This is a genomic window from Pseudoalteromonas sp. SG43-8, assembly GCF_014164245.1.
GTDB classification, from domain to species: domain Bacteria; phylum Pseudomonadota; class Gammaproteobacteria; order Enterobacterales; family Alteromonadaceae; genus Pseudoalteromonas; species Pseudoalteromonas distincta.
In genome coordinates this window covers 33,233-45,531 of sequence record NZ_JACJEX010000007.1, presented here as the reverse complement: position 1 = coordinate 45,531, position 12,299 = coordinate 33,233, and the positions used below count along the sequence as shown (strand labels likewise).

The 12,299-nt window shown below is 37.7% G+C and carries 9 protein-coding genes; 2 read left to right on the top strand and 7 right to left on the bottom strand.

Annotation, left to right across the window (positions count from 1 at the left end; genetic code table 11):
- Position 1: 1 nt before the first annotated feature.
- From H5122_RS13660 to H5122_RS13630, 7 genes are all read right to left on the bottom strand, one after another.
- Complete coding sequence (locus H5122_RS13660) at positions 2–154, bottom strand: DUF2496 domain-containing protein (protein WP_076915489.1); 153 nt, start codon at positions 152–154, stop codon at positions 2–4.
- On the bottom strand, positions 138–419 hold the full coding sequence (locus H5122_RS13655) for a late competence development ComFB family protein (protein ID WP_166420264.1): 282 nt from the start codon (positions 417–419) through the stop codon (positions 138–140). The genes H5122_RS13660 and H5122_RS13655 overlap by 17 nt, the downstream gene beginning before the upstream one ends.
- A gap of 51 nt (positions 420–470) precedes the next feature.
- Positions 471–1,364: a histone deacetylase gene (locus tag H5122_RS13650; RefSeq protein ID WP_182672042.1), complete on the bottom strand. Its 894-nt coding sequence runs from the start codon at positions 1,362–1,364 to the stop codon at positions 471–473.
- Between the two features lie 13 nt (positions 1,365–1,377).
- On the bottom strand, positions 1,378–1,986 hold the full coding sequence (locus tag H5122_RS13645) for a primosomal replication protein (protein WP_002958255.1): 609 nt from the start codon (positions 1,984–1,986) through the stop codon (positions 1,378–1,380).
- A gap of 1 nt (position 1,987) precedes the next feature.
- Positions 1,988–2,764 (bottom strand): TSUP family transporter, encoded by a 777-nt coding sequence (locus tag H5122_RS13640; protein ID WP_002958254.1) that lies wholly within the window; start codon positions 2,762–2,764, stop codon positions 1,988–1,990.
- A complete protein-coding gene (gene dinG, locus H5122_RS13635; protein WP_039484246.1) occupies positions 2,764–4,839 on the bottom strand; it encodes an ATP-dependent DNA helicase DinG in 2,076 nt (691 codons plus the stop codon). Before dinG ends, H5122_RS13640 begins: the two co-directional genes overlap by 1 nt.
- 84 nt (positions 4,840–4,923) lie before the next feature.
- The gene (locus tag H5122_RS13630) at positions 4,924–6,657 is read right to left on the bottom strand and encodes a tetratricopeptide repeat-containing sulfotransferase family protein (protein ID WP_182682308.1); all 1,734 of its coding nucleotides are present in this window, start codon (positions 6,655–6,657) and stop codon (positions 4,924–4,926) included.
- A gap of 108 nt (positions 6,658–6,765) precedes the next feature.
- On the opposite strand from H5122_RS13630, the gene H5122_RS13625 reads away from it, so the two are divergent.
- Positions 6,766–9,105: a DNA polymerase II gene (locus H5122_RS13625; protein WP_182682307.1), complete on the top strand. Its 2,340-nt coding sequence runs from the start codon at positions 6,766–6,768 to the stop codon at positions 9,103–9,105.
- 278 nt (positions 9,106–9,383) lie between these two features.
- A complete protein-coding gene (locus H5122_RS13620; protein ID WP_024597657.1) occupies positions 9,384–12,248 on the top strand; it encodes a TonB-dependent receptor domain-containing protein in 2,865 nt (954 codons plus the stop codon).
- Positions 12,249–12,299 lie beyond the last annotated feature (51 nt).

The following is a 12,299-nucleotide window of genomic DNA, read 5'->3' as shown; positions in this document are numbered from 1 at the left end:
GTTATGACTTTTCTAACTTCTTTTCAAAGTCGCTTTTAACTATTTCAAGTGCTTTAAGTACTTCTTCTGGAGCAACATCGTGTTGCTCTAGTATCATAATTAAATCTACTGCAAGTTTAATATGTGTAGGGGCTTGATCAAGTGGGCTTGTCATTTAACTCTTTCTTTTTTGATATTTGGCTGATGGCAACATTTATTGCTGTTTGTACACGTTGTTCCATATGTATGCGTTCTGATTGCGGTAAATAAAACGCCATATCTACATCGTAGCGAATATATCGTGGCGGGAGCTGATTTAGTACCGTACAACAAAAGTCAGCCATTACATCTTCATCATATTTTTCATCAAGTTTAAGTTTGATAACTTCCTCGACTACAATCTTTTCGTAATAGTTGTGTATATCTTCGTGTAATCGCATATTCCCACCGCTTTAAAATAATCCGTTTAACTGAGTCTATACTATGGCTTGCTATAAATCGATAGCGGCTTTAAATAGTTGTTTATGAACATTAATTAGTGAACTCAAATTACGCTGATAACCTCCGCCTAGGCCGCACATTAGTGGGATTTGGTGTTGCTTACAAAAGTTGAGAGTAAAAAAGTCGCGTTTATATACGCCATCGAGCGATACATCAAACAAGCCCAACTCGTCTTTTGTGTAAATATCAGCCCCTGCATTATACAAAATAATATCGGGGTTATGAATACGCACGCAAAAATCGAGTGCTTGCTCTAATGTAGCAAGGTACTCAGCGTCGGTTGTTTTAGCGGGTAATGCAAAATCGTAAGTGGATTGCTGTTTATTACGAGGGAAATTTTGCTCACAATGAATTGAGCAGGTAATAATTTGGTCATGATTTTGAGTGATTTGTGCTGTGCCATCGCCTTGGTGTACGTCGCAATCAAAAATTAAAACAGTGTCGGCTTGCTTTGTATTTATTAAATGTGCTGCTGCAATAGCTAAATCATTAAAAATACAAAAACCGCTGCCGTAATCACTGTATGCATGATGATAGCCACCACTTAAATTAGCCGAAAAACCATGTTTTAGCGCGTGTTCACTACTTTGGATGCTTGCCCCAACTGATAGTAATGTGCGCTCTACCAATTCATTTGAATAAGGAAAGCCCATTTTTTTTATGGCTTTATTGCTAAGAGTCCCATTTAAAAAGTCATCTATATAAGTTTGATTATGGCACAGCGAAAGCTGAGCAGGCGTTGCTTTCTTAGGCTCTTGAAAGTGAATAGCCGAAACACCTAGGTTTTCTATTTCGGTTTTAAGTAACTTATACTTTTGAATAGGGAATCGATGGCGTTCTGGGAGTATAAGGTCTGAATACAATGGATGATAATAAAGCTGCATAGTAAAGTGCGCCTTAACGCAGCTGCTGTTTTTCTACTTGTTGAATTTTATCTTCGGTGGCAGAAATTGCTTTTCTGCAGCGGCCTAATCGAGCGTGTGTGCTTAATATTTCAAGGTTAAGCTTTTGTGCTTTAGCAGGCGAGGCTTTATCCATTTGCATTTTTCGCTCTTCAATCATGAGCACTAAACGGCGTTCAAACTCATGGTTTTGTTTTAATTCGTCGTAAAGCTCATGGGATGATTGCATTATTTTTTGCACAGCTTGCTTATAAACGGTTTGCTTAGGGCGTGGTTTATAATGGCTTTTGTTTTCTTTAACCCAAATAGGGGTAGATTTAATAACATTGAATACAGCTTGTATTTGAGCTGCAATACGTTCAAGCGCGTAGGTATAAGCATGGCGATGCTCGCTTGGCGGTAACCTCGAAACTTCATCTTCTATTTCTATTACGTAATCGACTAGGTTCATGCTTTTGGTACTAAAAACTGCGCGGTCAAACAAGCTAGGTTGTGCTTGCATGTAGCGATTTTTAGAAAAAAGTTTAGCTTTATCAAATTGCTCAGCTTGTTGTTTTAGTGTTGCAACTTGTTGACGTAGTTTATCTAAAGCCATTGAATGCATATTAAAAGTAAGCCTCGTAAATTAGTTTTAATGCTAAAAGTATAACCATAGTATTAAATACTGGGCGAATAAATTTGCTACCAAAACGTATTGCTGAATGCGCCCCAAACCATGCGCCTAGCATAATAAAAAAGCCCATTGTTATGCCAAGTAAAAAGTTTACATGGCCGAGTGCAACAAAGGTAATTAAAGATATAAAGTTAGACACAAAGTTCATTGAACGCGCTAAACCACAGTTGAGTAGCAGGTTCATTTTGTAAAGCATACCATTAGAAGCAGTCCAAAATGTACCCGTACCTGGGCCTGCTAAACCATCAAAAAAGCCTAATGCTAAACCTTGTAGCCATTGTTTTATTTTCATCGCTTTGTTTAGTTTAGGAAGTTCATCGCCTTCGGTAGTACTTAAATTACCAAATAAGCTATAGCCAGCAACTAAAATAATAATAATGGGGAGTAGTTTGTTTAAAAAATCGATACTTAAATGATCAACAATAACAGTCCCTATCAATGCACCTATTGCGGTAGCAATAATAGAGGCTGCCCAAAACTTAGGACTAAATAAGTTCTTTTTATAGTATGTATAGCTTGCCGTTAACGAGCCAAAGCTAGCCGCTAATTTATTGGTGCCTAATGTTAAATGTGGAGGTAAGCCAGCAGTTAATAAAGCGGGTACAGTTAACATGCCACCGCCACCGGCGATAGCGTCTATAAAACCTGCGGCAAGTGCAACAGCACATAAAACAGCCCAGGTTGTTGGATCGAGTGCGAGTTCAAACATTAATAATCTATTTGTCTTTTAAAAGGTGGTAGGGTGTCGAGCATGGCTTTACCGTATCGCTTAGTCACTAAGCGTCTATCGAGAATAGTAATACAGCCTTCATCACTCTCTTTTCGCAGCAGTCTACCACAGCTTTGTACCAATTTCTTTGCGGCGTCTGGCACGGTAATCGTTAAAAACGGGTTACCACCTTTGCTTTGTACAAATTCTGCTTGCGCTTCTTCTATCGGCGAAGTAGGTACAGCAAACGGAATTTTAGTGATTATTAAGTTCTCTAAATATTTACCAGGTAAATCAAGACCTTCTGAAAGGCTTTGTGTTCCAAATAAAATACTGCCTTTGCCTTCGTCTACATTTTTAGTGTGTAATTTAAGCAATGCTTCTCGCGACATCTCACCTTGTACTAATAAGTTAAAACCTTTTGTTCTAAGAAACTTTGTTACGTGGTCCATTTGCCAGTAAGAAGCGAATAGTACAAGGTTCGCTTTTTTATCATTTAGGTACTCTGGTAAAGTTTTAGCTAGGTGATCACTAAAGTCTTTATCGGTAGGTTCTACTTTAGATACCGGAATACGTAAAGTGGCTTGTTTTGGGTAATCAAAAGGAGAAGGTACTTTAATAAATTTAACGCCCTCTTCTTTAGCAAGCCCTGTTTCGTAAGCAAAGTGATCAAATGAGCCCAGTGCACTTAATGTAGCAGAGCACAAAACAGCGCCCGCGCATTCTCGCCACAATTTATCTTTTAGGTAGTAACCGACCTCGATAGGGCAGTCGCTTAATAAGTGGTCGTGATGGCTTTTATATTCAAGACGTTTTATCCACCGTGCATGGGGAGCACCTTCGCCTTTTTTTGCGTAACTAAACCATAGTTTGTTTAGTTGCTCTAAGCGGTTTATGTATTGACCGCTTTCGCCTAGTATTGGGTCGGCAACGTAAGGTTTTATGTCGCCGTCGCTTACATCTTGGGTAAGGGTGTCGTGCATTTTGTTTAAACAGCGCAGCGCATCTTGCGTGGCTTCGCTTATGTCTTTTGCTTTACTGTGCAGCGATTGTGGAATTTCACCGTGCTCAAAGCGATAAGTATCGTCTTTCGAATATTCAAAGTCAGCATTATCGAGAATATCGCGAACTACTTTTAAATCTTTATTCGCGTCATTAATACTGTCGCAAAGTTTAAAGTTTTGGCCAATGGCTCTTTGCCCCACTAAAACCTTTGCCATTTTTCCGCTAAACTTGGTGAGCTTATCAAGCCATTCTATTGTACCTTTTATTGTGGCAGCAGCTGATGAAAAGTCGCGTGTTATATGTGCTAAATGATGCGCTTCATCAATTACATAAATGGTGTTGTCGGGCTCGGGTAAAATTTTACCGCCGCCTAAGTCTAAATCAGCAAGTAATAAAGAGTGATTAATTACCAGTACATCCATTTGCATTAATTGATTACGAGCAAGCTGAAACGGACACGTTTGATGAGCCTTCATTTGGCGCTGGCATGAATGTTTATCGCACGCTATTAAGTTCCACACTCTATCGGGTACAGTATCGGCCCAACTGTCTCTATCGCCTTGCCATTTTTTATTCACATAGGCGTTATATAGCTCATTCAAACACTTGGTTTCCATTGCGCTCAATGGTGAAGTAAGCGTTGGCATAAAGTCCATTTGTGTTTGGCTATCGCCGTTTACAGCATTATGTAATTTGTGGGCACAAATATAACGATGGCGACCTTTTACCAAATCAAATTTAAAGTCGAGGCCTGAATGCTTTTTAAAAAATGGGAGCTCTTTTGCTATTAATTGTTCTTGCAGTGCAACGGTTGCGGTAGAAATAACTAACTTCTTTTTTTGCGCTAAGGCAAGAGGCAACGCGCCTAAACAATAGGCAAGAGACTTACCGGTACCAGTGCCTGCTTCAATTACGCAAATGCGCTGCTTTTTATGATATTCACCGGCTAATGTTTTTGCTATTTCGGCTACAAGATAATTTTGACTGCTACGAGGGCGATAATCTTTTAGGTTACTAGCCACATGCTGGTGTACTTGCCTAATTGTTTTTTTTAGTGAGTCAGAAAGCATGGGATGATTTACCTAAAGTATGTATATAATTACAGTGCTATGGATTTTAGAGTTATAAGAGTGTAACTACAAGCAGCTTGTTTACTAATTTAGCCTATTAAGCAGTGGCGTTAGATGATTTGCATATTTTTTCCAATCAGTCAGCGCTTCTTTGTAAATTGGCTTACGTACTTGTTCTGAACTGGGAGTTAAAACAGGACGTTGATTATTATAAAACTCATAGCACGCTTGCTCTACTACTAAATTGCAATGTTCAAATAAATCATTAACCGTTTCAGTGAAGTTGTTTATTAAGCTTTCATAATTAATTGTATATATTTCGTCAGGATATACGCTATGCCAATGTGTCATCAGCTTATAATATTCATTCATGTAGTGAGCTAAATCTTCCTGATCGTAGCTATAACTATGGCCTTGTGAAAATGAGTGCTTATAAAGGCTCCATGCAGTCGCTTTTTTATCTCGTTGTACATCGATTATTTTTGCACTAGGAAATAAAGTTTTGATAAGAGCAATATGTTGAAAGTTGACTGGTTGTTTATCAATAAAATAAGGCTTGTTATTGCGAAAAGGTTCAATGAATTTTAAATAGCGTTTGGCTAATTTTGCCAAGTGATCTTGAGTCAAACTATTTAGCTTATAAGGTACTTTGCTTTTTATCTGAAGGTTTTCTAACTCTACAGCAATAGAATTGATTTCTGATAATTCATAGCTAGCGTCAACATGGCTATGCGATGCCAGTATTTGCTCAATAAGTGTAGAGCCACTTCTTGGCAAGCTTACAATAAATATTAGCTGGACTTCATTTTCGGTTGAGGTATGTACTGTATTGGCTACTTTTTTGGTTAGGTATTTTTTACAGCGCTCATTAAAGTCATTAGTAATGTAAGGGGTAAGTGACTTTTGTAAATCGTTACTTATTCTTAGCTGCAAAAAGGCATCTTCGTACCGGCTATGTTGTTCGTATGCTTTAGCTAAAGCAAAGTGAAGTTGTGCTTTATTTAATTTATTTGAGTCTATTGTTATCTGCTGTTCTAAAATAGCTATATTGAGCTGAGTGAAAGTATATGTTTTTAAGTTTGCTAAGTTCCAATAGGCTTCGCCGATATGGGGAGCTAGTTCTATTGTTTTGCAATAGTACGCAATAGCACTTTGGTTATTGCCAATTATCTTTTCTATGTTTCCAAGTCTTAAATTGCAATATGCGGGGTAATAATTTTTATTTAACAAAGATTGGTAATTTAGAGATGCATTTTTGAAGTCCATCATTTTTACATAGGCAGCAGCGAGTAGACTTTGGGATTGTGGTAGTAAAGTAACTAATTTGGTCGACCTATTATAAAAAGAGATTAGTTCTAAATATTGCTTTGTATTAAATAATGCTTCAATGTGCGCATCATAAGCGGCTGATTTTGTGCTGTTTATATTTATATTATGAGAAGTAATAGCCAAATACGTTTGTAAGTCGTTTGCCTGAAAAGCTATTTTACTTAATAACACTAAAACACGGTATTCATTCGCTACAAGCTTGAGCAACTCATGGGCAATGTTTTCTGCTGGTTTTAATTCTTTGTTTAATAGATGCTGATTCGCTTTATCTAAACGTTGGTTAAACCAAGCAATCATCTCATATTGTTTAATGGCATGTTGGTATTGCTCTTGCTCTTTTAACTGTCGATGTACTTGGGCTAATACTTGCCAAGCTTGATGGTGCTCTGGTGCAGTTTGAATTAAAGATAATATTATTTTTTTGGCTTGTTGAAGCTTGTTTTGTTGAAGGAGATTATTAGCGTGTTGGATAATTTCAGAAGGGCTCATTGAATGCTCATATTATTTTTTCTTAAGACTAACTTAGAAAGAAATAAAATATAACCTGCTTTACAAATTTTATTTTTGTCGTTTTTTATTACAAGGCTTATTTCATTAATGCACTTAGACTCGGGGTTTATTCTCTCTACAGAAACAGTTGATTCACCTTTGGGCGTAAGTTTTGTTATTTGGCTTTTAACTGAAAAAGGGCCATTAAAAGCAATTAGCTTACCAGAGTCAGTTGTTTTTTTTATCAAGTTAAAGGATAAAGCGACGGTAGAAAAAGTACTGCGGCTCTCAGATGTTTCTTTTGAAATTGTCCCTGTAGAATTAAAAGATTTTCAGCAGGGGACTGTGGCTGGTTGCTACTTTAAATCACTTAAACATTACTACAATGCGTTAAAAGCTCTAAGCGCAGAGGGCATTGTGACATACGAAGATGACATACGCCCTATAGATCGCTTTTTAATGGAGCGATTTATTAAAGGCTCCACATGGGTGAGAGGAGATATTACACAAAAAGACGGATATAGGCTGTTAACCAATTGCCAATTTAAAAATAACCCAGATGTAAATCCTAAGTTTAAAACAGTTTCTTTAGACATCGAGTGCAATGGAGAAGGGGTATTATTTTCCATTGGTTTGGTCGGTCATGGTATTGATTGTGTATTAATGATTGGCAGTCCTATTAAATATAGTGATGCAATTGAAATAATATGGTGTGTTGATGAAATCGATCTTTTACAAAAATTACAGCACTTTATAGCAAAAACAGATCCAGATCTTATTATTGGTTGGAACGTCATTGAGTTTGATTTTTCTGTTCTTCACTCCAGAGCTGAAACTCTAGGTATAGAATTGCGTCTTGGACGTAATAACGAAAAAATAAAATTACGAGTAGGCCATTATACTCGATTAACTATACCAGGAAGAGTTGTTATAGACGGTATAGACACGTTAAAAAATGCGACCTACCACTATGATAGCTTTAGCCTGTCAAATGTAGCTGCTAAGGAGCTTGGTGAGAAAAAGTTCATCAGTTCAAGTGACCAGTTAGCAGAAATTGAACGCCAATTTAATGATGATAAGTTATCCCTTGCGAAATACAATAGACAAGATTGCGTACTGGTGCTACGTATTTTTAACAAATTAAATTTACTTGATTTTGCTGTTGTTAGGAGTCAATTAACGGGGCTTGAACTTCATAGAATGGGCGGTTCAGTCGCTTCATTTGTTAACCTTTATCTGCCCTTACTTCACCGAAGTGGTTATGTTGCACCTAATTTAGGAGATCATGGCTTAAGTTTTGATAGTCCTGGAGGGTATGTAATGTCTTCAAAACCGGGGTTTTATAAAAATGTACTTGTACTCGACTTTAAAAGCTTATATCCATCAATTATGCGTACTTTTTGTATAGACCCTCTTGGTTTAATTGAGGGGTTGCTCAATCCAAAAGATGCAATTCCAGGATATAATAATGCACTTTTTTCAAGACATAAAAATCATTTACCAGCCCTTATAAAAACTCTATCAATAACAAGACAAGAAGCAAAAGATAGCCAAAAACCTATGTTATCGCAGGCTATAAAAATTATTATGAATAGCTTATATGGAGTGCTTGGTTCTCGGGGGTGTCGCTTTTACGATCCACGTCTTTCAAGTTCAATCACACTACGTGGGCACGATATAATGCAAACCACAAAAAAATGGATAGAGGAGTGTGGGTACAATGTAATTTATGGCGATACAGATTCAATATTCATTACTTTGGATGACGGTTTGAATACGCTTCAATGCGATGAAATTGGTAAACAATTAGCTATTAATATCAATCAACAGTGGGTACAAGAAATTAGTCAGAAGCACGACTTAGAGAGCTTTTTGGAAATTGAATTTGAAACCTTATACAGTCCTTTTTTTATGCCTACAATTAGGGGGAAAACGATGGGCTCTAAAAAACGATATGTAGGTCAAAAAATTAATAAAAATCACAATGAGCTAGTATTTAAAGGTGTTGAAGCAGTTCGAAGTGATTGGACTGAGTTCGCTCAAGAGTTTCAAGTAGAGTTGTTTGAAGCTTTGTTCAGTAGTGACTATAAAATAAGCCTTTTAGAGGAGTTAGTTAATTCTTACTCTAGGCGTTTACAAAATGGAGAATTTGACGATAAATTAATTTATAGAAAAAGGTTAGGACAAAATTTAACTGAATATAAAAAGAATATTCCACCACATGTCCAAGCAGTTAAAAAATATAAAGCCCAGAACCCAAACTTTGAGGTGAAACGAGGGCAAATTATAGAGTATGTTTACACATTTGATGGACCAGAGCTCAGTGATACAAATAAAAGACTGAATTATCCTTTGTATATAAAAAAACAATTAGACCCAATAGCCGAAATGATTTTTAGTGCTATGGAAGTGACGCTATCAAAGAGCTCTCAAACCTCTCTCTTTTAAGTTACCGTGAGCTAAAAGTTAACCTTTGTGAATTCAATCCCCCCTTTTTTATAATTTCCCTTAATGCAGTAATGGCGCTATTTAATAATACCAATGTAAATTTTTTGATTTTAAAATTGTAATGCTTTAGCTTTGAAAGTGTTGGTAATTAACAATAAGTTAATTTTATGTTGACCACGTTGTGTTGCTGGTATTATCATAACGTATGATTACCATTTATTAACAAATGGTAATCAAGCAAAAAATATAAAAAATATAAAGTATTCTGGGAGAATCAAATGTTAAATAATAAAGTTTCAAAAGCAGTTCGCTTAGCGATAGCTTTCGGTACAGCTTCAACAGCTGCTTTTTCAGCAAGTTCGTTTGCTGCTGATGAAGAAAAAGTTGATAAGGTTGAACGAATTGAAGTTACTGGTTCACGTATCAAACGTACAGATATGGAAACAGCTAGCCCAGTGCAAGTAACAACTGCTGAAGAAATTGCTGTTGCAGGTTTTACTCGTGTTGAAGACATGATGAATAGCTTACCGCAACTAGAAGCGTCTAATACTTCTTTCCAATCAAATGGTGCTTCGGGAACTGCAACCCTTGATTTACGTGGTATGGGCCCTCAGCGTACTCTTGTTCTTGTAAACGGTCGTCGTATGCAAGCTGGTGGTATCTACACACAATCAGCTGATATTAACCAAATTCCTGCTGCGCTAATTAAACGCGTAGATGTAATGACTGGTGGTGGTTCATCTACTTACGGTGCAGACGCTGTTGCTGGTGTTGTAAACTTTGTAATGAACGATCAGTTTGAGGGTTTTGAAGTTAATGTAGGTACAACTGCTTACCAACATAATAACGATAATGAATACATGCAAGGCCTAATGGATGATGCTGGCTTTGAATATGAAGAAGGTAATACGGGTCTTGATGGCGCGTCATTTGATTTTGCAGCGACTCTAGGTGGTGCATTTGATAGTGGTAGGGGTCATGCAGTAGCTTACTTTACTTACAACAGACAAAATGAATTACGCCAAGGTGCACGTGACTACTCATCTTGTGCTCTAAATGCTGCTGGTACAGCTTGTGGTGGTTCAGGTAATGCTGTTAACCCTAACTTTTATATCTCAGCTCCTAACGCTGACGGTGTTGTAGACTTTGGTGAAGGCCAGTACGAATACTGGACTCTAGGTCAAGATAGCAGCTTTATTCCTTCAGTTGGTAATACATATAACTACGCGCCAATTAACCACTTTATGCGTCCTGATGAACGTCATACATTAGGTATGTTTGCTAACTACGAAATCAATGATAGCTTCCGTCCGTTCATGGAAGCAATGTTTATGCGTAACCGCACTACAGCGCAGATTGCTGAGTCTGGTACGTTCTTTAATGATAATTACTCAATTGATTTTGATAGCCCATTATTAAATGATACACAACGTGCACAACTAACTGAGCGCTTTGGATTGACTTCTGGTGATCAGTTTGCAACTTATATTGGTAAGCGTAACGTTGAAGGTGGCCCTCGTGCAGACAGCCTTGAACATAACTCTTTCCGTTTAGTATTAGGTAGTAAAGGCGAAATTAACGACCTTTGGTCTTACGAAGCATTTGCTCAATACGGTTCAACTTCATCTTCTTCAGCATATGAAAATGATTTCTTTGGTCCGCGTATAATCACCGCTTTATCAGCAAATGGTGAAGATTGTAGCGCGACTTCTGGTTGTATTCCGTACGATGTTTTTCAGTTTGATGGTGTAACAGAAGAAGCTGCACAGTCACTTACTGGTACGGCAATCTTGAACGGTGTTACTGAGCAATTGATTGTAAGTGGTTTTGTTACTGGCGAATTCGATTTCTCACTTCCATCTTCAGAGTACCCAGTTGCTGCAGTATTTGGTGCAGAGTATCGTGAAGAAACATTCAGTAGAACAGCTGATGAAGTATATGCACAAGGTCTATTACTAGGCCAAGGTGGTACTACTAAGAGTTTAAATGGTGGTTATCAAGTACGTGAAGTGTTTGGTGAGCTTAGCCTGCCAATCGTTGAAGATTTACCGTTAGTTGAAAGTTTACTTGTTGAATTAGGCTACCGTTGGTCAGATTATAGCACTTCAGGTGCTGAGCCGACTTATAAAGTGGCAATGAACTGGGATGTAACAGGCGATTGGAAAATTCGTTCAAGCTACAACCGTGCAGTTCGTGCAGCAAACAATGGTGAGCTATTCGCTCAACAAAGCACTGGTTTATGGGCCGGTACTGATCCATGTGCTGGTACACCAAGCCTAACAGCTGCTGAGTGTGCAAATACAGGTGTTTCTGCAAGTCAGTACGGCAATGTAGGTAAGAGCCCTGCGGATCAATATAATGCTCTGTTTGGTGGTAACCCAGATTTATCTCCAGAAATTGCTGATACTATTACTTTAGGTGTTGTTGGTAACCCATTTGAAAACTTCAACTTCTCAATCGATTACTGGGATATTGAACTTGAAGACGCGATTGGTAATATTGACCCAGAAATTCTAGTTACACAATGTGGTAAAAGCGGCGCGGCTGTATTTTGTGATAACGTAGACCGTACACCTGGTAGTGGTAGCCTTTGGATAGGTTCTGGCCAAGTTGTTGCTACAAATACTAACTTAGGTAATATCCATTACGAAGGTATCGATTTAAGCGCAAACTACGATATGGAAATTGCTGAAGGTACATTAAAAACTAGTATCATTGGTACCTACATGTTAACTAAGGAATTTGATAATATTCCTGGTGTAAGTGAAGTATATGACTGTGTTGACTCATTAGATAACGGTTGTTTCCCTCAACCAGAATGGCGTCATGTTGTATCTGCTAGCTACGACACGGGCAGCTGGTGGAGAGCTACTGCTAAATGGCGTTTCTTCAGCGGTGTAAACGATTACACTGGTGCTGATACATTAGTACAAGACGACGGTATTAGCTCACAAAGCTATATTGACCTTAAAGGTACATTTACTATTAATGATTACACGTCTTTATTAGTAGGTGTTAACAACGTTATGGATAAAGAGGCACCTCTAGTTGGTGGTTCATTATCAACAAACGCAAATGCTATTGCTGGTTACTACGATTCGTTAGGTCGTTACTTCCATGCGAGCCTTTCATTAAAATTCTAATTTGAATTAATTAATGTATATTAAGCGAGCTTAGGCTCGCTTTTTTTATGG